Consider the following 20715-nt stretch of genomic DNA (forward strand, 5'->3'; position numbering starts at 1 on the left):
ATTCATTCGCGGTTTTATCGATTTTCCAACACCACTTTCCTGCCTGCCCCTTGGTAAATGTCCAAAGCACTGCTACATTAAGGACAACGTAAAAATTGAAGCGCCATGCTTGCGTCCTTTCAGGTTCGCGCGGCGCCATAAGGATAAAAACCTTGAAAAACCCCGAGGAGCGCCCTGCAGGATTGGCGCAACAAGGGGCGTCCGGCGGACAAACGGGCAATACACAGACCCGGAATCCGTCCGAGAACGGCAAGCGCAAACAGCGCAAGCAAGCCGTTCCAGAAGTCGGCAAGGCATCCAGCGCCTCCGAACAAGGACGCTCAGACACTGAAAACAAGGGCTCTCAAAGCCAGCGTAAACGCGCGCGCCGCCGCAATCGCGGCAAGGCTTCTCGTGATGCGCAGACGCCTGTGCAAAAGCTGGCTGTTGCAGCCCCTCCCGGGGCTGACGCAAAATCTGCCGAAGGCAAACCCGCTGGAAAGCTATCGAATCGTCGCCGACGCGCCCGCAAGAAAAAGCAGGCACGTCAGCAAGCGGGAGCACCCGCGCACACTGACAACGCAACGAAGGCACAAAGCACTGCTCCGCGCTCTGACAGCGCCGCAGTCCAGCCGCCCAAACGCTACAATGCTGGTGCACACACCTTGCGCGCCAATGTGCAGGAAGCGCCACTTTATGCAGCACTTGATCTTGGCACCAACAACTGCCGCCTTCTGATCGCGTCACCTACCCGTCCCGGCCAGTTTCGCGTGGTGGACGCATTTTCACGAATCGTCCGTCTTGGTGAAGGTTTGAGCGCAACAGGTCGATTGAGCGAGCATGCCATGCAGCGCGCGATTGATGCGCTCAAAATCTGCCGGGATAAACTTGCGGCACGCAAGATCAGGCGGTCCCGCCTGATCGCGACCGAGGCCTGTCGGGCAGCGGAAAATGGCGAGGAGTTTCTTAATCGCGTTCGTCAGGAAACAGGGCTTGAGCTGGAGATCGTTGATCGTCAGACAGAAGCGCGCCTTGCTGTGTCGGGCTGTGGAACCCTTGTGGCGCGCGAAACGGAAGCGGTTGTATTGTTCGATATTGGCGGCGGTTCTTCGGAAATTGCCTTAATCGACATATCGCAGCGCCGCTCGCCCCGTTTGGCCGAGCATATCATGGCATGGACATCACTTCCGGTCGGCGTGGTTACGCTTGCCGAGCGTTTTGGTGGACGCGATGTCACGGAAGCAAGTTTTAACGCAATGGTGGAACATGTAACGGAGCTGTTATCCAGTTTTTCCGAACGCCATTGCCTTGGCAGTCTTGCAACCAGCCCGCGTTTTCATCTTCTGGGCACCTCCGGCACAGTTACGACGCTTGCAGGTATTCATCTTGGGCTTGAACGCTATGATCGTCGTCGGGTGGATGGCATGTGGATGAATTCCGATGACGTTACACAGATGACGAGCCGCCTTTTGTCATGGGATTTCAACGCCCGCGTTGCCAATCCCTGCATTGGCGCGGACCGCGCAGATCTCGTTCTTGCTGGCTGTGCTATTCTTGATGCCATTCGCAATGTATGGCCGAGTGAAAAACTTCTTGTTGCTGATCGCGGTTTGCGCGAAGGCATATTGACCGAACTCATGTCGCGTGACGGTGCCTGGCGCCATAACCGCGCTCAGATCGCCAAGACCGGCGGCAAACCCGACTTAAGAAACAGGCATTAAAGATGAGCAAAGCAGGCGGAAACAAGGGCGGCACGAAAACCGGCGGACGCGGTGGCGCTGGCACAAGTAATCTTCGTGTTCGCGTGAAGAAAAAAGCCGGGACCATCAAGGAATCGTCACGTCGCTGGCTGGAGCGCCATCTCAACGACCCTTACGTTCACAAATCAAAGAAGGACGGCTATCGCTCACGTGCAGCTTATAAACTCATTGAGATTAATGATCGCTATGACCTGTTGAAAAAGGGCCAGCGTATTATCGATCTGGGTGCAGCCCCCGGCGGCTGGTCGCAGATTGCCGCCAAAATTGTTGGCTCAACCGATGAAAACCCGTTGGTTGTCGGCATTGACTATCTGCATGTTGATCCACTGCCCGGTGTCATTTTGCTTGAGATGGATTTTCTCGATGATACCGCTCCCGACAAACTTATGGAATCGCTGGGTGACAAGCCAGATCTGGTCATTTCCGATATGGCAGCGCCCACCACCGGGCACCGTCGTACCGACCATCTTCGCACCGTCCATCTGTGCGAAGTTGCGGCAGACTTTGCAGTTTCCGTGCTCAAACCGGGCGGGCATTTTCTCACCAAAACGTTTCAGGGTGGCACCGAAAACGATTTGCTGGCCATGCTGAAACAGAAATTCAAATCCGTACACCACATCAAGCCGCCAGCGTCGCGTGCGGAATCTGTCGAGCTTTATCTGCTGGCCCGCGATTTTAAAGGCTGACTTTATTTTCCGGCAATGCTGTCCGCAGCTTCTGCTGCAACAGCTTCGCGGGTCTTTTTTCTGTTTGTAACAGGCGTGGATAATTCGTGGCCTGCATCGGGTGAGAGCCTTACAAACCAGAAGAAAGCCATCGCGGAAACAGCGGCAACCACGAAAAATGCGATATGAAAATCGGCCAGCTCCAGCCCTTTTCCACGCAAACCCGTGCTCATTTCCAGAATACCGCCTGCAAGAGCCACGCCAAGAGCAATGGAAACCTGTTGCGCGACTGCGGTGATGGGGGTTGCCTGGCTGGTCTTGTCATCCGGGATCTCCGCAAAAGCCAGCGCATTTACGCCCGTGAAAAACAACGAACGGAAAAAACCACCAATCAGGAGAAACCCAATAATCAGACCATAAGGCATATCGGGGAAGAAAAACCCATTGGCTGCAATGAAAAATGCTGAAATCAGTGAACCATACATCAGGGTTCGGCGAAACCCGAACAGGTTGAAAACGCGCCTGGCACCAAATTTCATGCTGATAGCGCCAATGGCCGAAACGAACGTCATCATGCCGGACTGAAACGGCGTCATGCCGAAACCGAGCTGGAACATGAGCGGCAGCAGAAAGGGAATTGCTCCAATGCCAAAGCGGAAAACACTGCCGCCCAGAACAGCCGAACGAAACACCTGATTGTCGAAGAGTTTCAGATTGAGAAGTGCATGTTCGTTATGCCGCGCATGGATAATGTAGCCAATCGTCGAGGCCAGTCCAATAGCAACGATGATCAGACCGATCACCGGAGGCAGCGCTGGCAAGCTTACAACAGACAAACCAAACACCACGCCTGACATTGCAATACCAGAGAGCAAAAAGCCGGCCCAGTCGAGTGGCTTTAGAATGCGCTCGTCATTGTCCGGTAGAAAACGGGTCGCAAACCCGATACCCAAAATTCCAATCGGCACATTAATCAGAAATATCCAGTGCCAGGAGAAAAAGGTTGTAATGAAGCCACCGACCGGGGGGCCAACCAAGGGCCCAACCATTGCTGGAACTGTCAGCCACGCCATCGCAGACACAAGTTCACTTCGCGGAGTTGAGCGCACAAGCACCAGACGCCCCACAGGCGTCATCATTGCACCGCCCATCCCTTGCAGAAAACGCGACACGACAAATGCAGCAAGCGAGTTTGAAGCAGCACATGCCACAGAACCAACCACAAATATCGCAATTGCCGCTCTGAACACGTTTTTCGCGCCGAATCGATCAGCCATCCATCCGCTGACCGGAATGAACACCGCAAGCGAAACCAGATATGCGGTCAATGCCAGCTTTAAAGCGATTGGGCTTGTGCCAATATCAGCAGCGATGGCGGGAAGCGATGTAGAAATAACATTCGAATCCATATGCTCCATGAAAAGAGCAATTGCCAGCACGAGAGGAACGATGCGGTTCACGACTAAATCCGAATAAAAGCAGTTACTTAAATACTGCCATTAATAATTGTCTCACGCGCTTTATTTATAGAGAACTCGAAATTTTCCAAGCAATTGTATGTAACAATGCGGTGAGTATAGGATAATTTACACGCAAGAGCCTTGCGATGAAAAGTGGCAACCGCTTCCCCATAATGAAATATGTAAAAACAAAGAGATAGAGCGTCCGATTCAGCGCACGGCATGTTGGCAGCATGTTCAAAGACACCTCACGCAATCTTTCATTCGTTCACATTTGTGTAAAATGGGTTGCGCATCGCGTAACAGGCTGTTACATTTCGTTATAGTTCTCGTGCTTTAGAATCCGATGTGGAGGCGTCGCGGTTCAAGGAGGTAGAAAATGAATGACATTACAAGAACAGCCATCGTTTATGGAATGATGATCATTTCGTTGAATACAGCGCTGGCAATTGGTCTTCTTGGGCTGGACTTTCTGCGATAACCGCTGCGTCCGTGAAGTTTTATTTGCCCTCCAGGCAAGTCTTAAAAGAGTGTTCCTGCAATTTGCAGGAACACTCTTTTCATTTGTAAAGCATGCCGCGGAAAAGTGGGAGCCGCCTTCGCGGGGAAAGCACTCTACCCGACTGATTTCTATTCTCGCTACGATCCGAGAATAGATGTCTTGCGAACACCCGTAAGAAGTTTCTTCTTCAGCATTTCATTATGGTCATACGCACCTGCATGCGCCGTCCCAGATCCAGCCGCCGCGAATGCCATTCCAGGGATTTGCCTGCAAAAGCTCAAAGTGTGTGGCTGTCATGACTACCGAATACGCTCTTCGCTCTTTGGATCGAAAAACACCGACTTATCCAGATTAAACGCAAGCGGCGAGCGCTGCCCGGCATCAATCCGCGCATCCGCACGCAACCGCGCAACCACTTGCTTTCCACCGATGCGCGTCACTGCAAAAGTATCGGAACCAGCAGGTTCGACCACGTCAATGAGGCAATTCCCTTCCACAACAGAACGCGCATTGCGATCCGCGCCATCGGGATCGGTCAACGCTTCTGGACGGATGCCGAAGATGATTTCCTTGCCGACATGATCAACAAGAGTTTTCGGCGCATTCTTGACAGGGAGCTTCAAGACCTCCCCGTCGCCCTGCTTGAGCAGAATGGCAAGCTCCTCTCCATTTTTCTCGACACTCGCATGAAGAAGGTTCATGGCAGGCGAGCCCATGAAATCGGCAACAAACATATTGGTGGGATTGTTATAAATTTCGGCGGGCGTCCCGAACTGCTGCAAGATTCCGTCCTTGAGGACCGCAATCTTGGTTGCAAGCGTCATCGCTTCGATCTGATCATGCGTGACATAAACGATCGTGGTCTTCATGCGATGATGCAAACGCTTGATCTCTGTACGCATATCGACACGCAGCTTGGCATCAAGATTTGACAAGGGTTCATCGAACAGAAAGACCTGCGGGTTGCGCACCAGAGCGCGCCCCATCGCAACGCGCTGACGCTGACCGCCGGAAAGCTGGCTTGGTTTGCGATCAAGAAGATGACCGATTTGCAGAATATCGGCGACTTCCTGAATGGCCTTTTCACGTTCAGCCTTCGGTACTTTGCGAATTTCCATACCAAAAGCGATATTGCCGCCCACGGTCATGTTTGGATAAAGCGCATAGGATTGAAACACCATCGCGATATCGCGCTGCGAAGGATGCAGACCTGATACTGAGCGACCATTAATCGAAATATCACCAGAGGTAATGGGCTCAAGACCGGCAATCGTGTTGAGCAACGTGGACTTGCCGCAACCCGAAGGGCCAACCAGCACAAGAAATCCGCCCTCCTCAATTTCGATATTGATGTCCTTGAGCACGGAGACGCTGCCATAGGCCTTGTAGAGATTGGAGATTTTCAAAAATGACATATGAGACTTATCCCTTAACGGCACCGGACATCAGACCGCGCACGAAGTAGCGCCCGGAAACGATGTAAACGATCAGCGTCGGAAGAGCGGCCAGAATGGCTGCTGCAAAGTGAACGTTATATTCCTTGACGCCGGTGGAGGAGGAAACGAGATTGTTGAGTGCGACCGTCATAGGCGTTGAATGTGCGCCTGAAAAAGAAGCACCGAACAAAAAGTCGTTCCAGATATTGGTGAACTGCCAGATAACCGAGACGACAATGATCGGGCCTGAGGATGGCAGAAGAATGCGCCAGAAAATCTGGAAGAAACTTGCTCCATCAATCTGCGCAGCCCGCACCAGCTCGGTCGGAAATGCCTCGTAGTAATTGCGGAAATAGAGCGTTGTAAAGCCGATACCATAGACCACGTGAACGAGGATCAGACCCCATATTGTGCCTGCAATGCCGAGCATGCCAAGCACACGTGCCATCGGGATCAGCACAATCTGAAACGGAATGAAGCAAGAGAGCAGCAGCAATCCAAAGAAGATGTTTGAACCGCGAAAGCGCCATTTTGTGAGCACATAGCCGTTCAAAGCGCCCGCGACTGTTGAGATCGCAACCGCTGGCACAACCATCAGGATTGAGTTGATGAAAAATGGCTTGAGGCCGGTCGGCTGCACCCCGATCTGTGCAGTCGACCATGCCGAAAGCCATGGTTCAATCGTCCACTGCTGCGGCAAGCTCAACATGCCGCCTTGACGAATTTCTTCCAGCGGTTTGAATGAATTCACCAGCATCACATAAAGCGGCAACAGGTAGTAGATCGCAAACAGCAGCAGCGCCGAATAAATCAGGGCGCGTGTAAACTTACCACTGTTGATCGCATTTTCCTGGGTCTGGACACTCATGAGCGTGAGCCTCCGCGCAATTCGGAATAAAGATACGGAATGATGATCGAGAAAATCATCACCAGCATGATAATTGCTGATGACGCACCGATACCCATTTGATTGCGGGTAAAAGTATAGGAATACATGAAAGTCGCAGGCAGTTCAGTTGCCTGTCCCGGTCCACCACCCGTCAATGCAATCACAAGGTCATAGGCCTTGATCGCAAGATGGGCGAGCACCACGAAAGCTGACAGAAAGACCGGGCGCATCAGCGGAATAATAATGCGGCGATAAATCGTTGTCGTTGAAGCACCATCAATCTGCGCGGCCTTGATGATTTCATTATCAACGCCACGCAGGCCTGCAAGAAACATCGCCATGACGAAGCCTGAGGATTGCCAGACCGCCGCAATCACGAGGCAATAGATCGCCATCGTATTGCTCTTAATCCAGTTGAAGGTAAAACCTTCCCAGCCCCATAGCCGCATCGTGTGTTCAAGTCCAATGCCCGGATCAAGAAACCACTTCCAAGCGGTGCCGGTAACGATAAAGGAAAGCGCCATCGGATAAAGATAGATCGGGCGCAAAAAACCTTCGCCACGGATTTTCTGATCCAGCAAAATGGCCAGAAATAGGCCAATGACCGAACAGATAATGATGTAAAGCGATGCGAAGATCGCGAGATTTGTGACGGCACGCCACCAATGTGGCAAGGCCCACAGCTTTTGGTAATTCGACAGACCAACGAAGCCATAAGAGGGCAACATGCGGCTGTTGGTGACAGAAAGAACGCCCGTATAGATAATAAAACCATATACAAAGACGAGAACGATCAAAAAGCTCGGCGCCAGAACCAGCTTGGGCACCAGTTCCTGTAGTCGGCTGTTACGCTTCATGTCTGCGCCACCCATTTCTGCGCTGCGCACCCGGCGCCGTTCAATCGCGGCGCTCTTGATGCGGGCTATTGTTTCAACGGCATTTCTGTCTGCCGTTCACTGCAATGAATTTATTCAGCGAAAAATCCGCCAAAAGTTCAATGAATTGTCATGCTTGGAAAGACAGCGCCCGGACGTGCCGGGCGCTCACTGTTACTTACTTTGCGCCTTCAACAGCGGAGACCAGTTCCTTGACAGCGTCTTCAGAAGAAAGCTGACCGTTGAACTGACGGGTCACAACATCATAAATGGCGTTCTTCACCGAAGCCGGGTTTGCATAGCCATGGGCCATGGAACCGAGCATCGTGCCCTTTTCAGCCGCTTCCTTCACGTCAGCGATTGCCTTCTTGCCGCAGGCATCGAAAGCGGTGTCCGGCACGTCAGTCCGTGCAGGGGCCGATCCCTTGACCACGTTGAAAGCCGACTGAAATGCCGGGCTTTCGATAGCCGAAGCCATTTCGAGCTGTGCTGGGACCTTGTCTTCAGCAACCTTGAACATAGCAAACATATCGGAGTTGAAGGTTACTGCGCCTTGCGTTCCGGGGTAACGCATGCAGACAAAATCTTCGCCAGGCTTTTTTCCAGCCTTGACGAATTCGCCCTTTGCCCAGTCACCCATGAATTGAACACCAGCCTTGCCTTCGATGACCATGGCCGAAGCAAGGTTCCAGTCACGACCGGAGAAATTGTCATCCACATAGGAACGCAGCTTGGTCATGCGATCGAACGCCTGCTTCATCGTATCGCTACCCAGCGCCTCCGGGTCGAGATCAATGAATGCTTTTTTGTAGAAATCCGGCCCGAAAGAAAGCACAACCGCATCGAAAATCGTTGCATCCTGCCAAGGCTGACCACCATGGGCGATTGGCGTAATGCCCTGCTGCTTGAAATTATCGAGAAGTGCAATGAGTTCGTCCCAATTGGTCGGCTCTTTACCGCCGGCTTTGTCGAGAGCAGCTTTGTTGATCCACATCCAATTCGTGGAATGGATATTCACGGGCGCAGCAATCCAGTGACCGTCATATTTCGCAAAATCCTGCAAAGGTGCTGGAATGACCTTGTCCCAGCCTTCCTTGCCTGCAACTTCGTCAAGATTGCCAAGCGCACCCTGCTCGGCCCAATCGCGAATGTCGAAGCCGAGCATCTGAACGGCAGTTGGCGCATTGCCTGCGGTAACGCGGGCGCGCAGAACGGTCATGGCTTCCGTACCGCCACCGCCTGCAACTGGCATATCTGTCCAGCTGATACCCTTGCTCTCAAGATCTTTTTTGAGAACATCAAGAGCCGCAGCTTCTCCGCCTGCGGTCCACCAGTGCAGAACTTCAACGTTCTGCTTGTCCTGCGCATTTGCAACCGGTGCCATTGCAGCAAACATTGCGCATGCTGCCGTACCCATTGCGGCTATTTTAAAAAATTTATGCATATGTCTACCTCCCGTAGAACTCCATAAAACAAAACACGCCGGATGATTACGGAAGCCTTGCCCCGCACATCCGCAACAGCCTTCAATCTGTTTTGAGACCTCCATCCCACTGTAATTCACGCAGCTCCACCTGCGATTGACAACGTTGTCTTTTTTGGCCGAAAAAATAAACGTAAGACAACATATGCCCCTAGCATAGGCTCATGCACCCGATATGTGTCAATAAGATTTCCTCTGACAACCCCAAAATAGAGCGGGCAAGAAAGACATCAGCTGAAAAAAACAACCAAAAAATGTTGAAAAATGAGGCATTTAACCCCTCAAGTCCATTTCGTGCGCCAACATTTCATCTCGGTGTCAAAATGCAGAAAAATCAACGCCGTGATACTCAGGCACGCGTATAAATTTCCTGTGATATGGCTGGACATTCGCGATCAGAATGCATAATTTCCGTTCACCTGTACAATGGTGTGCGGGTTTGTTCTCGGGGCGGGGTGAAACTCCCCACCGGCGGTATGAAGAGCGATCTTCAAGCCCGCGAGCGCCTGAAACCAAAACCTTTTGGGTAAAGATTTCAGGGTCAGCAGATCCGGTGAGATGCCGGAGCCGACGGTTAAAGTCCGGATGGAAGAGAGCGAAAGAGCGTTAAACTCGGCTTGCGCGCGGGTTTGCGTTCCTTTGTGCGCCCTGATTCTAGTTTCGTGAGGAACCTATGAACCAGAGCTATCCGAACAAGACATCCTTCAAAATTGCCTTCATTCAGGCGCGCTGGCACGCCGATATTGTCGATGAAGCACGCAAAAGCTTCATCGCTGAACTCAAAGCCAAGACCGGCAGCAACGTGGAAGTCGAAGTCTTCGACGTTCCCGGCGCTTATGAAATTCCGCTTCACGCAAAAACACTTGCAAAGACAGGCCGCTATGCGGCGATTGTTGGTGCTGCATTTGTGATTGATGGCGGTATTTATCGCCATGACTTCGTCGCCACTGCCGTCATCAATGGCATGATGCAGGTGCAGCTCGAAACCGAAGTTCCGGTTCTCAGCGTTTCGCTCACGCCGCATCATTATCACGACAGCAAGGAGCATCACGACTTCTTCTTCAACCATTTCAAGGTGAAGGGTGTCGAAGCTGCACATGCAGCGTTGCAGATCGTCAGTGAGCGCGCCCGTATCGAAGCATTGGTATAATCCAACGCAGAGTGCGAAACCGTGGGCGTTGGTTTTCCAATAACCATATGCCCCTAAAAAGACAGCCGGCCTTGCAAATGCGAGGTCGGCTATTCAATGATGATGCGTTCTGGGTGGGTGTAGACATCAAAATCGTCGCCGCGCACCAGTGCGACGAGTGTCAGTTTGGCTGCTTGTGCCGTGCGAATGGCAAGTGCAGTGGGCGCTGAAATCGCAGCAAGCAGCGGCGCACCAAGAATAACCGCCTTCTGCACCATTTCGACAGAAACACGACTTGTCAGCGCGACGAGACCCTTGCTGGCAGATATATTTTCGCGTGCCAATGCACCAATCAGTTTGTCGAGCGCGTTATGCCTTCCAACGTCTTCGCGAACCATCAAAAGCCCCTCACCCGGCACATAGAAACCGGCGCCGTGCACTGCATGAGTCTGCGCATTCAATTGCTGCAAACGGCCGAGTTCACTCACTGCGGCGATGACCGAAACCGCTTCAAACATTGTTTGTGTTTCAATTCCGGCAAGCGGGCGGATGGCCTGATCAATGGAATCGATACCACACAAGCCGCACCCAACAGGACCGGCCATAAATCTGCGCCGGGCTGTGAGCATTTCATTGCGCGCATCAACCAGTCGCATCTGAATATCAATGCCTTTATCGAGCACTTCGATATTCAGATCCTCAATTTCCGAAAATTGACTTATAATACCTTCCGTCAGGCTGAAGCCGACGGCAAAATCTTCAAGATCAGCGGGCGTTGCCATCATTACGGCCTGTGTGGAGCCATTGTAGCTCATCGCAATCGGAACCTCTTCAGGTACCTCACGATCACTTTCTTGATAATTGGAGTGTCGGCGTGTCAGACGCGGCAAATTCTGGCTGATTTTATGTATCATCATTGCTCTCCCCGCAAACACATGCAAACTCACCCTCTGTCATAGCATTTACGGGCCACACCTCAACGACTTTGAAGCAACATGCTCAACCCTTGCGATACACCTTGCAAACAAGCTATATCAGCTAACCTCAGAAGGTCTGAAAAAGACGCAGCTTATTTTTAGGTGGAAAAGAATGGATATTCGCCAGATCGACGACAACTATTCGGTCACAGGCCAAATCACGCCGGATGACGTGCGTGATATTGCGGCCGAAGGCTTTCAGACGATCATTTGCAATCGTCCCGATGGCGAAGGCGGCGAGGATCAGCCTTCTTTTGCCGAAGTTGCAAAAGTTGCTGAAAAGGCTGGCATCAAGACCTATTATATTCCAGTGATCGGCGGCCAGCTAACGCAAGAAAATGTCGACGATATGGCTTCAGCAATTGCCGAAGCCGAAGGCCCTATTTTGGGCTACTGCCGCTCTGGAGCGCGCTCAACGAATATTTACGGGATCGTGCAGAACCAAAAGCGCGGATAAAGAACGAACGCAGACTACGCGGACGGTGCTGGCGCAAAGGCATTTGAACGGTCTTTGCAAACATGGCTATCACCGTCCAGACGTGTGAGAATGTGTGAATTTTGTACGGCGACCATTATGCGCCGAATACTGGCGATAATAGCTCATGCCGGTGCGAATGGTCGTCGCAGCAACGCCGCCCGCCACCATCATCCAGCCAATGACCTGTGGCCAGTTGAAACTTTCAATTCCGCTGCTCAAAGCAACGATAACGACACCCGCCCAGAGAACCGCAGCGGTGCGACGCCAGAAAACGGGGTTGAGTTCATCAAAGACCGCCTTCCACAAAGAGTGAACAAGGCAGGCGAAGAAAACGGCGGCAGCCAAACCAATATTGAGCAACTCGACCGGGAGCCAGTGTTGCGTATCCAGCATTGTTTTCATCATCCAAGTCATGCCGGGATTTTATAAGACCAGCCCGAATGGCTATTGCCTGCAAATCCCCGGCGTTGTTTCCATGTGGCCATTCAGCTTTCGCTTTGTGGCGTCAAAGTGGTAGAAGCATGGAAACCGCGCTTTAATACAGTCACATATTATTGCGATCACGCGAAATATCGTGTTGAAATCATTGATCTATCTGACTTGAAGATGATGTCGTTCCCCTTCAAAACCTTTGATAGTCCTGGGTTTTTAAGCTTCAAGACTTTAGAAACGGGCATGTAACGCGCTGTTAAAGCCACGGCACATAACAATATTGTAACAATTTGATATTGCAGAGCTTCCACAGCTATCAATGAGCGCGCCCCAGTCGGCGACCGACACGAGCCAACAAAATAACCGGAAGGATGCCGACCACAACAATTGCCAGCGCCGCAACAGAAGCTTCTTCATAAGTGCCGCGCGCGGCCTCGCCATAAAGATGCGTGGCAAATGTCTCAATGTTAAGCGGACGCAACAGAAGGGTTGCAGGCAGCTCCTTCACACAATCCACAAAGACCAGCAATCCTGCCGCCACGATTGCAGTCTTGGAAAGCGGTAGATGCACATGATAGAATGTGGCCGTCACACCGCGCCCCAGACTACGCGACGCCTGATCAAGTGATTGTGGAATGCGCTCGAGTCCCGCATCGATGCCACCGGCAGAAATCGCCAGAAACCGCGCAACATAGGCATAGACAATTGCAGCACCTGAGCCAATGAGCAGCAGTCCGGTTGATAGTCCGAACAGATAACCAAAGACCTGATCAAACAACCGATCAACTGCGCCCGAAACAATCATAATGCCGATTGCGATCACCGTTCCGGGGGCCGCATAGCCCATTGTGGAAAAACGATAAAACCAGCGCGATGCAGCACCGGGAAAAAGCCGCATTGCATAAGCGACCATCACACCCAATAACAGCACCAGAATGGTTGCGGCAGACGCGAGCATGACCGTGTTAAAGGCTTCTCCCGCAAGGCGCGGTGAGATGCCTGCAAAGCGCATACGTTTAATTGCTTCGATGACCAGATAGGTCGCAGGCATAATGAAGCCGATGATGATCGGCAGAGCACAAAGCGCCGCCAGCCATAGACCTCTGAATGGGGTTACTTTGAGTGGTTCAAACCCGCGCGAATGGCGAATATTGGATGAAAAGCGCTGCTTGCGGCGCGCCCAGCGCTCAACAGATACAAGGGCAACAACCAACAGCAAAAGCGCCAGCGCAAGTTGTGCCGCACCCGGCAGATCAAAGCGCGTCACCCAGGTCGTATAGATCGAAACTGTCAATGTACGCACGCCAAGAAACTCGGCAGCACCAACGTCGTTGAGTGTTTCCATCAGGGCAAGACTTACCCCCACTGCAACCGCAGGGCGCGCGAGCGGCAGCGCCACGTGCCAGAAAATTCCCCTCCGGCTCACGCCCAAGGTGCGAGCAGCCTCGATCAAACTTGCCGACTGCGTGAGAAACATCGCGCGGGTCGGGATATAAACATAAGGGTAAAGAACAAAGCCCAGCAGAATGATGCAACCGGTCATTGATCTTATATCAGGCAGACGAAACTGGCGCGGCGTATCAAAACCCAGCACAAAGCGGATTGCACTTTGCACGGGGCCAATGGGATGCAGAATATCGAGATAGGCATAGGCGACGATATAAGTCGGCACTGCAAGCGGCAGCAAAAGCGCCCATTCCAGCACGCCACGTCCGCGAAAATCATAAGCCGTCACAAGCCATGCCGTGGATGTGCCAACCAACGCCGTGATAAGCCCGACCCCCACCAGCAGAATAACTGTGTCTTTGAAAGCAGAGGCAAAAATCGTCGAGAAAAGATGGCCCCACAAACCGGAAGAACCTCTGAACGCTTCCGTTATAAGCGCTAGCACCGGCAGGCAAACAAGCAGCGCAATCAGACCGGAAAGCCACAGCCAACAGCGCCCGGAGCGGGTCCGATAAGGCAGGGATGACGATGCGGCTTGCGCTGTTTCCGGCATGCTTTCCTCATATTACAACGCCGGCGCAAGGATGTGCACCGGCGTCGTGTTTACAACAGTAATCGACTTTTAATTGTCAAAACCAACTTTGTCGACCAGTTCGCTGGCCTGCTTGCGGTGGGTAACAATTTCCGAAAGTGGAACCTGATCGATCTTCAGCTCGCCGAAGGATTCGACAATCGGATCGACCGAAGCACCCTGCTTCACAGGATATTCGTAATTGGCCTTTGCATAAAGCTGCTGAGCTTCGTCCGAAACGAGGTATTCAAGAAGCTTGACGGCTTCTTCCTTGTTTGGAGCGTTTTTGGCAACGGCTGCACCGCTGATATTGACCTGTGTTCCGCCATCCTTGAACGTTGGGAGAATGACCTTAATGCTATCGGCCCATGTCTTCTGCTCATCGCCACCCTTGCCTGACCGCATCAGTCCGACATAGTAGGAATTCGCAACCGCAATGTCACAAATTCCGCCAGCAATATCCTTGGCGCCGTCACGGTCACCACCGGCAGCCTTGCGCGCCAGATTGGCCTTGAGGCCTGTCAGCCACTCTTCGGTCTTTTCTGCGCCATGATGCGCAATATAATCCGCAATCAGCGCCGTATTATAAGGGTGCTGACCGGCACGGATGCAGATCTTGCCTTTCCATTTCGGATCAGCCAGGTCTTCATAGTTAATCTGGTCCAGTTCGAGATCCTTGTCCGCATAGACCACACGCGCGCGCATCGACAGGCCGTACCAGTTGCCGTTCGCATCGCGAAGCTGTTCAGGAACAGCATCCTTCAGCGTCTGGGAATCAACTGCCTGCGTCAATCCCTTGTCAACGAGATCGACAAGATTGCCTGCGTCCACCGTCATAAGAATATCGGCTGGGGATTTATCACCTTCCGAAGCAACACGTTCTGCAAGACCATCTTTAAGGAACACGGTATTGACGGTTGTTGCCGTCTTTTCCTTATAGGCATCAAGCAAGGGCTGAATCAGGCCTGGTTCACGCGTTGTATAGATATTCACCTCATTTGCATTTGCAGCACCTGAGAGAAACGTCGCAGCCATAAGAGCCAGTCCAGCACGCGCGATCTTGGGCATATTACCTCCGATAAAATATGTTCATTTGGAACTATATGTGATGCAATCGGAATATATTGGCTGCATTTTGCAGGGTCAATCTTGCGGGGCAATAAATATGATAAATTCACTCATTATTTTGCAAATACCAGTGCTTTGTCCCAATCGACACGCACACAGACAGACGTTGTGCTCTCAGGCAGATGATGTTGGTTACGCACACGCACCCGTTCTTTACGATCAACGAGATTGATCAGCAGTTCTTCCGTCTCACCCAGATAGGTGCGAGTTTCGATATAACCGCGCAATCTATCGGGCGCATCATCGGAAATAATCGCGATGTCACGTGGCCTGACATAAACCAGCACATTCCCCGTTAACAAACGATCCTTTGGCAGATTAACCTCGCCGATTGCCGTTTCGATAACGTTACCGCGAACCACGCCCTCAAGCGCATTGAAATCACAGAAAAAATCCGCAGCATAACGGCTGCTCGGATGATCATGCAGATCCCGCGCCGGACCTTGCTGCACAATCTCGCCAGAGCGCATCAAAACAACCCGGTCACCTGTGGAAAGCGCTTCTTCGGCCTCATGTGTAACGATGATAACCGGTGTGCCAAGCGCGCGCAGAAGCGCCATGGTTTCTCTGCGAACCCGCGCGCGCAAACCACGATCAAGATTGGAAAAAGGTTCATCCATCAAGAGCAGATCGGGCTTGGGCGCCAACGCCCTGATAAGGGCCACACGCTGCTGCTCGCCGCCTGACAACATGTGGGGATAGCGCTCGGCCATGGCTGAAAGACCGACAAGATCCAACAGTTCATTGACCCGCGCCAGCGCCTTGTCCTTATGCAGCTTTCGCAAGCCAAACATTACATTTTCCCGCACTGTCAGATGCGGAAACAAGGCATAGTCCTGAAAGACCACCCCGATATTGCGCTTTTCCGGTTCAACAAAAACCGAAGGACCAACCAAAGTGCGCCCACCCATGATCAATTGGCCTTCGTCGGGCGCGTCGATACCGGCGATAATCCGCAACAGCGAAGTCTTTCCACAACCGGAATGCCCCACCAGACAGATAATCTCTCCCGGCTGCACATCGAGCGAAATATGATCCAGCGCACGCACCGTTCCGAACTGACGCCCAATGCCTGAAAGTGTCAGTGCCGCGGCCGTTTCGTACTGTAGCTTCATGTCTTGTTGCGTGCGTGCATCCATAGAAGAGGCCGAGAGTCCTGTTTTCATCAAAGCGCATATAAAACGAGTTGAACGTCTTTGCCAATAAAACAAGAGAAATTACGTCAGGCATTTGCCAGAATACACTGACGATGAGAATAATTTGCCTCCTTATCCAGTTGAATAAGCTCGCAAATCACGCAATGCTGCACCCAACATATTTGCATGACAGGAGACGCACCATGGGGCCGATCACCGACAAAGTGACAACCGCTGAACATTTGCCCCTGGAAACGAAGGTCGCCGTCATCGGTGCAGGCGTGATAGGGGTTTCAACCGCACTTTTTCTGGCAGAACGCGGCATTCCTGTCGCATTGTTCGAAAAGGGCGAGATTGCGGGTGAGCAATCAAGCCGCAATTGGGGCTGGTGCCGCCGCACAGGTCGCGACAGCCGCGAACTGCCGCTGATCGTCGAGAGCATGCGCCTTTGGGAAACAATGAATGAACATACCGGGCGCGAAACAGGCTTTCGCGTGACAGGCATTGTTTATACTGCCGAAAAAGAAGAGGACGTTGAGCGCTATGATCAGTGGATCAGGATTGCGCGCGAACATGGTATTGAGACACAACTTCTCAGCAGCAAGCAGGCAACGGACATTGTACCGGGGCTCAAGCATTCGCTCAAAGGCGGCATGATTACGCCACTTGATGGGCGCGCCGAACCACAAAAAGCGGTTCCAGCGCTTGCCGCAAAAGCGCAGGAACTGGGCGCTGTTATTATGCAGAACTGTGCTGTTCGCGGCATCGAAACCACCAATGGCCGGGTTTCAGCAGTTTTAACCGAGAAAGGCCGCGTTGCTTGTGAAGCGATTGTCGTAGCCGGCGGCGCATGGTCGCGACTGATCTTGTCAGGCTTTGATGCGCATCTTCCGCAGTTGAAAGTCCGTTCATCCGTATTCCGAACTGCGCCCATTGATGCGGGTATCGATCCGGCGATCGCGTTTTCCGACTTTGCGCTGCGCAAACGCCTTGATGGCGGCTATACGATTGCCAGTCTTGGCGGCTCGATAGCCGACATCGTGCCCGACAGTTTCCGCTTCTTCCGGGATTTCATCCCGTCACTCTCAACCGAATGGCGCTCATTGCGCTTTCGTTTCGGCGAACGGTTCTTTGAAGAGGCTTTTCAATGGAAACTTCGCCCGGCTGATCAAACTTCCATCTTTGAAAAAATTCGTATCCTTGATCCAGAGCCGCATCGCGCTGCCAATGCGCAAGTGCTGACCAAACTCAAGCAAGCAATTCCGTCTTTCGCTTCCGCTCAAATCGCACAGGAATGGGCAGGACTGATCGACACAATGCCAGATGTTATTCCGGTCATCTCGCCCTTGCCCGGCATTGATGGTCTTATTGTAGCAACGGGTTTCTCCGGGCATGGCTTTGGCATTGGCCCCGGAGCAGGGCGACTGGTGGCCGATATAGTGACCGGCGAAACGCCAGTCGTTGATCCATCCCCGTTCCATATTTCGCGCTTCTCCGATGGATCGAAACTGCGCATCGAAAACTGGGGTTAACCCCAGTCAAAGCCGGTTAATTGTTCCCGCCGCCGCCATAACCAATGGCGCGAAATGGCTGGAGAATGTTTCTTTGTTCCATTCGCTCAGTGAACCGCCCACATGCAGCGCTGCAACGGGACGCCCATCAGGACCACGAATGGCCGCTCCAATGGCGATTTCGCCCTGCAAAACCTCTTCCGATGCAAGCGCATAACCATTCTCGCGCGCTTCCAGCACCTTCTCCCAGATAGCCTGAGGATCGGTGATCGTGCGCGGCGTAAACTTTCGTCGATTGGACCGCTCGATGATTTCATTCACCTCGTCGTCGCTCAACTGTGCCATGACCGCCCGTCCGCCTGACGTGCAATAAAGAGGCACACTGTTACCGATAAGGGTTGCGAAGAAAGCCTCGCGTTTACTTTGCAAGCGAAGAGCATAGACCAGTCTGAGATTGTCGCGCACGCTCAAATCGACGCGCTCACTCGCATCACGCCGCAACTCAAGCAGCGATGGCAGCGCGCGAACGATCACAGAATTAAGCCGCAAATAATCCAGTGTGTGATCGAGAATACGAATACCGGGTACATACCCCCGATCATTCGGATCGCGTTCGATATAGCCCTGCTGGCGCAAGGTATGAACGATGCGCTGAACGGCACTTTTACCCATTCCGCATATTTTTGCGATCTCGTTGAGGGTGAGCGGTTTGCTGGTTCCGTGAAAAGCAGAAAGCACCTGCATGGCCCGCGCTATGGCGTTTACGAACAGCGGATCCTCCGCCTCTGTTTCCGGAACCGGACGCACTCCGTATTCCACTCTTTCAACATCACGCATAGCCCCTCCTTCAAATCCCCTTGACACCCTATCAAAATGCCAGCTATCGTCAATAGCAATACTACCGTATCGCCTAACGATACTTATGTCAATCATGAGGAGTGAGTGACGGGTGGATTGGAGGAGGAAAAAATGCGCGAAACACATCTGAATTTCGACGCGAGCAAAAAGGTTGGATGTCAAAGCCACCAGGCAGCCTTAACGCTGTCAGAAAAAACAACGGAACATCATCTGCAAATGGGAAAAACAATGTTTTATGAAAAGAACTCTCAGCCTTCATGGAAAGCGAAGGCGCAGCCAAAGCGCAGCTTAAACAGGTTCAGATCTGCTCTCGCAGGAATGGCAGCCGTACTGCTCGCCAGCTCTGCTGCATTTTCCTTGCCAGCACAGGCGCAGACAATCACAGCAGTCATGGAAGGGCTGCGGGTTCTTGATCCGGTCATCACAACCGCGCATATCACACGCAATCATGCTTATATGATTTATGACGTGCTTGTGGCCGTTGACGACAAGTTTCAGCCACAGCCACAAATGGCAAGCTGGACCGTTTCCGATGATAAAAAGACCTATACATTTACACTGCGTGACGGATTGAAGTTCCATGACGGCGCGCCTGTCACTGCCGCCGATGCCGTTGCATCGCTCAAACGCTGGGGCCAACGTGATTCCGGTGGGCAAACGATCTTCAAGCTGACGGATAGCCTTGAACCAAAAGACGACAAAACCATTGTCTGGACATTGAGCGAGCCCTTCGCGCCGCTTCTTGATACCATCGCCAAGCAGTCTGCACTTCCGCCCTTCATCATGCCTGCGCGCATCGCGGCAACACCGGCAGATACCGCAATCACCGAGCATATCGGATCGGGTCCATTCAAATTTGTGCCTGAAGAATTTCAGCCGGGCGTAAGTGCGAGCTATGTCAAGTTTGAGGATTATGTACCGCGCGATGAGCCACCAAGCTGGATGGCCGGTGGTAAAAAAGTTAATGTCGAGAAAGTCAAATGGGTCACGATGGCAGACTCCCAGACCGCCGTTAACGCGATCATGTCTGGCGAAGTCGATTTCATTGATCAGGTCCCTGTCGATCTGCTTCCAATCCTTGAGACCAGTGACGACATTGCAATCGAACTGCGCGATGATCTGGGTTATCAGGCCATTGGCCGCATGAACTTCAAATACCCACCTTTTGATAACAAAAAAGTCCGTCAGGCGGCTCTTAAGGCACTGAGCCAGAAAGACTTTCTGGCCAACATCGTCGGCAACCCGGAATATTACAAAGTCTGCGGCGCGATCTTCGGCTGCGGAACACCACTGGGTGATGAAACGGGCGGTGAGACGCTTGTGAACGGTGGTGATATTGAAGGCGCAAAAAAGCTTCTTGCAGAAGCAGGCTATGACGGCACACCTGTCGTCATTCTTCAGCCGACCGACGTTCGTGTCATTGCCTCCCAGCCTATCGTGGCTGCACAGGCTCTGCGAGCAGCAGGCTTCACTGTGGATATGCAGCCAATGGATTGGCAAAGCGTTGTCACGCGCCGTGCCAATAAGGGCAAGCCAAGCGAAGGCGGCTGGAACCTGTTCTTCACAAACTGGATCGTGCCGGAAGTTGATAATCCGCTCATCAGCCCGATGCTCAATGGCCGCGGCGATCAGGCGTGGTTCGGCTGGCCGAAAGACGATGAAATCGAAGTCATGCGTCAGGAATTCATTGACGCGACGACACCTGAGGAACGCAAAGCAGTTGCGAAGAAAATTCAGGTCCATGCGATGGATACTGTGAGCTATCTGCCGCTGGGCCAGTTCTATTCGCCACATGCACGCAGCAAGGCTCTCGAAGACATGGTCATGTCGCCGGTGCAGGTTTTCTGGAACGTGAAGAAGGCCGAATAGGCTTTTGAAACGGCTGCATAAAAGCGGCGGACACCAGACAGGCGGCGCGTTCTGATCGTTAAGAACTGCCGCCTTACAAAATCAGACAAGGGTGTGAACGTAGCGTTGCTTACATTTTACAACCTTCACAC

The 20715-nt window shown here is 52.4% G+C and carries 17 protein-coding genes and 1 riboswitch; of the genes, 6 read left to right on the plus strand and 11 right to left on the minus strand.

Annotation, left to right across the window (positions count from 1 at the left end; translation table 11 throughout):
- Positions 1 to 152 precede the first annotated feature (152 nt).
- Together ABE530_RS08975 and ABE530_RS08980 are read left to right on the plus strand one after the other, a co-directional pair.
- Entirely contained in the window at positions 153 to 1700 is a 1548-nt protein-coding gene (locus ABE530_RS08975) for a Ppx/GppA phosphatase family protein (protein ID WP_499694305.1), read from the plus strand.
- A gap of 2 nt (positions 1701 to 1702) precedes the next feature.
- On the plus strand, positions 1703 to 2425 hold the full coding sequence (locus ABE530_RS08980; protein ID WP_265984042.1) for an RlmE family RNA methyltransferase: 723 nt from the start codon (positions 1703 to 1705) through the stop codon (positions 2423 to 2425).
- A gap of 2 nt (positions 2426 to 2427) precedes the next feature.
- Here ABE530_RS08980 and ABE530_RS08985 read toward each other — a convergent pair whose 3' ends face one another.
- The 5 genes from ABE530_RS08985 to ABE530_RS09005 all read right to left on the minus strand — a co-directional run bounded on the left by ABE530_RS08985 (position 2428) and on the right by ABE530_RS09005 (position 9010).
- On the minus strand, positions 2428 to 3864 hold the full coding sequence (locus tag ABE530_RS08985; RefSeq protein WP_265984041.1) for an MFS transporter: 1437 nt from the start codon (positions 3862 to 3864) through the stop codon (positions 2428 to 2430).
- An 801-nt stretch (positions 3865 to 4665) separates the two neighbouring features.
- Positions 4666 to 5781: an ABC transporter ATP-binding protein gene (locus tag ABE530_RS08990; protein WP_499694306.1), complete on the minus strand. Its 1116-nt coding sequence runs from the start codon at positions 5779 to 5781 to the stop codon at positions 4666 to 4668.
- 7 nt (positions 5782 to 5788) lie between these two features.
- Positions 5789 to 6670, minus strand: coding sequence for a carbohydrate ABC transporter permease (locus ABE530_RS08995; protein ID WP_499694307.1), 882 nt, complete (start codon positions 6668 to 6670; stop codon positions 5789 to 5791).
- Entirely contained in the window at positions 6667 to 7548 is an 882-nt protein-coding gene (locus ABE530_RS09000; protein ID WP_265984037.1) for a carbohydrate ABC transporter permease, read from the minus strand. Before ABE530_RS09000 ends, ABE530_RS08995 begins: the two co-directional genes overlap by 4 nt.
- Positions 7549 to 7744: 196 nt before the next feature.
- Entirely contained in the window at positions 7745 to 9010 is a 1266-nt protein-coding gene (locus ABE530_RS09005; protein ID WP_265984036.1) for an ABC transporter substrate-binding protein, read from the minus strand.
- A gap of 476 nt (positions 9011 to 9486) precedes the next feature.
- Positions 9487 to 9650, plus strand: a riboswitch (FMN riboswitch).
- A 72-nt stretch (positions 9651 to 9722) separates the two neighbouring features.
- Between ABE530_RS09005 and ABE530_RS09010 the strand changes: the two genes are divergently transcribed.
- The gene (locus ABE530_RS09010) at positions 9723 to 10199 is read left to right on the plus strand and encodes a 6,7-dimethyl-8-ribityllumazine synthase (RefSeq protein WP_265984035.1); all 477 of its coding nucleotides are present in this window, start codon (positions 9723 to 9725) and stop codon (positions 10197 to 10199) included.
- Positions 10200 to 10288: 89 nt separating this feature from the next.
- Here ABE530_RS09010 and fdhD read toward each other — a convergent pair whose 3' ends face one another.
- Complete coding sequence (gene fdhD / locus ABE530_RS09015; protein WP_499694308.1) at positions 10289 to 11095, minus strand: formate dehydrogenase accessory sulfurtransferase FdhD; 807 nt, start codon at positions 11093 to 11095, stop codon at positions 10289 to 10291.
- Positions 11096 to 11267: 172 nt separating this feature from the next.
- Between fdhD and ABE530_RS09020 the strand changes: the two genes are divergently transcribed.
- Complete coding sequence (locus ABE530_RS09020) at positions 11268 to 11612, plus strand: protein tyrosine phosphatase family protein (protein WP_265984033.1); 345 nt, start codon at positions 11268 to 11270, stop codon at positions 11610 to 11612.
- A 69-nt stretch (positions 11613 to 11681) separates the two neighbouring features.
- Here the strand turns inward: ABE530_RS09020 and ABE530_RS09025 are convergent, their stop codons facing one another.
- The 4 genes from ABE530_RS09025 to ABE530_RS09040 all read right to left on the minus strand — a co-directional run bounded on the left by ABE530_RS09025 (position 11682) and on the right by ABE530_RS09040 (position 16349).
- Positions 11682 to 12047: a hypothetical protein gene (locus ABE530_RS09025; protein ID WP_499694309.1), complete on the minus strand. Its 366-nt coding sequence runs from the start codon at positions 12045 to 12047 to the stop codon at positions 11682 to 11684.
- A gap of 334 nt (positions 12048 to 12381) precedes the next feature.
- Complete coding sequence (locus ABE530_RS09030) at positions 12382 to 14064, minus strand: ABC transporter permease (RefSeq protein ID WP_499694310.1); 1683 nt, start codon at positions 14062 to 14064, stop codon at positions 12382 to 12384.
- A gap of 69 nt (positions 14065 to 14133) precedes the next feature.
- Positions 14134 to 15150 (minus strand): Fe(3+) ABC transporter substrate-binding protein, encoded by a 1017-nt coding sequence (locus ABE530_RS09035; RefSeq protein WP_499694311.1) that lies wholly within the window; start codon positions 15148 to 15150, stop codon positions 14134 to 14136.
- Positions 15151 to 15263: 113 nt separating this feature from the next.
- Positions 15264 to 16349 carry an ABC transporter ATP-binding protein gene (locus ABE530_RS09040; RefSeq protein WP_499694360.1) on the minus strand — a complete coding sequence of 362 codons (1086 nt, stop codon included), beginning with the start codon at positions 16347 to 16349 and terminating at the stop codon, positions 15264 to 15266.
- Between the two features lie 200 nt (positions 16350 to 16549).
- On the opposite strand from ABE530_RS09040, the gene ABE530_RS09045 reads away from it, so the two are divergent.
- A complete protein-coding gene (locus tag ABE530_RS09045; RefSeq protein ID WP_499694312.1) occupies positions 16550 to 17878 on the plus strand; it encodes an NAD(P)/FAD-dependent oxidoreductase in 1329 nt (442 codons plus the stop codon).
- A gap of 6 nt (positions 17879 to 17884) precedes the next feature.
- Here ABE530_RS09045 and ABE530_RS09050 read toward each other — a convergent pair whose 3' ends face one another.
- Positions 17885 to 18694, minus strand: a complete 810-nt coding sequence (locus ABE530_RS09050) for an IclR family transcriptional regulator (protein WP_265984028.1) — start codon at positions 18692 to 18694, stop codon at positions 17885 to 17887.
- Positions 18695 to 19033: 339 nt separating this feature from the next.
- On the opposite strand from ABE530_RS09050, the gene ABE530_RS09055 reads away from it, so the two are divergent.
- Positions 19034 to 20584 (plus strand): ABC transporter substrate-binding protein, encoded by a 1551-nt coding sequence (locus tag ABE530_RS09055; RefSeq protein ID WP_499694313.1) that lies wholly within the window; start codon positions 19034 to 19036, stop codon positions 20582 to 20584.
- Positions 20585 to 20715: the final 131 nt, after the last annotated feature.

This window comes from Brucella sp. TWI559 (assembly GCF_039674265.1).
GTDB lineage: Bacteria > Pseudomonadota > Alphaproteobacteria > Rhizobiales > Rhizobiaceae > Brucella > Brucella chromiisoli.

Coding starts and splice junctions, on each gene's coding strand:
- ABE530_RS08980 (WP_265984042.1), top strand. CDS start 1,703: ATGAGCAAAGCAGGCGGAAACAAGGGCGGCACGAAAACCGGCGGACGC.
- ABE530_RS08990 (WP_499694306.1), bottom strand. CDS start 5,781: ATGTCATTTTTGAAAATCTCCAATCTCTACAAGGCCTATGGCAGCGTC.
- ABE530_RS08995 (WP_499694307.1), bottom strand. CDS start 6,670: ATGAGTGTCCAGACCCAGGAAAATGCGATCAACAGTGGTAAGTTTACA.
- ABE530_RS09000 (WP_265984037.1), bottom strand. CDS start 7,548: ATGAAGCGTAACAGCCGACTACAGGAACTGGTGCCCAAGCTGGTTCTG.
- ABE530_RS09005 (WP_265984036.1), bottom strand. CDS start 9,010: ATGCATAAATTTTTTAAAATAGCCGCAATGGGTACGGCAGCATGCGCA.
- ABE530_RS09010 (WP_265984035.1), top strand. CDS start 9,723: ATGAACCAGAGCTATCCGAACAAGACATCCTTCAAAATTGCCTTCATT.
- fdhD (WP_499694308.1), bottom strand. CDS start 11,095: ATGATGATACATAAAATCAGCCAGAATTTGCCGCGTCTGACACGCCGA.
- ABE530_RS09020 (WP_265984033.1), top strand. CDS start 11,268: ATGGATATTCGCCAGATCGACGACAACTATTCGGTCACAGGCCAAATC.
- ABE530_RS09025 (WP_499694309.1), bottom strand. CDS start 12,047: ATGACTTGGATGATGAAAACAATGCTGGATACGCAACACTGGCTCCCG.
- ABE530_RS09030 (WP_499694310.1), bottom strand. CDS start 14,064: ATGCCGGAAACAGCGCAAGCCGCATCGTCATCCCTGCCTTATCGGACC.
- ABE530_RS09035 (WP_499694311.1), bottom strand. CDS start 15,150: ATGCCCAAGATCGCGCGTGCTGGACTGGCTCTTATGGCTGCGACGTTT.
- ABE530_RS09040 (WP_499694360.1), bottom strand. CDS start 16,349: ATGGATGCACGCACGCAACAAGACATGAAGCTACAGTACGAAACGGCC.
- ABE530_RS09045 (WP_499694312.1), top strand. CDS start 16,550: ATGGGGCCGATCACCGACAAAGTGACAACCGCTGAACATTTGCCCCTG.
- ABE530_RS09050 (WP_265984028.1), bottom strand. CDS start 18,694: ATGCGTGATGTTGAAAGAGTGGAATACGGAGTGCGTCCGGTTCCGGAA.
- ABE530_RS09055 (WP_499694313.1), top strand. CDS start 19,034: ATGGCAGCCGTACTGCTCGCCAGCTCTGCTGCATTTTCCTTGCCAGCA.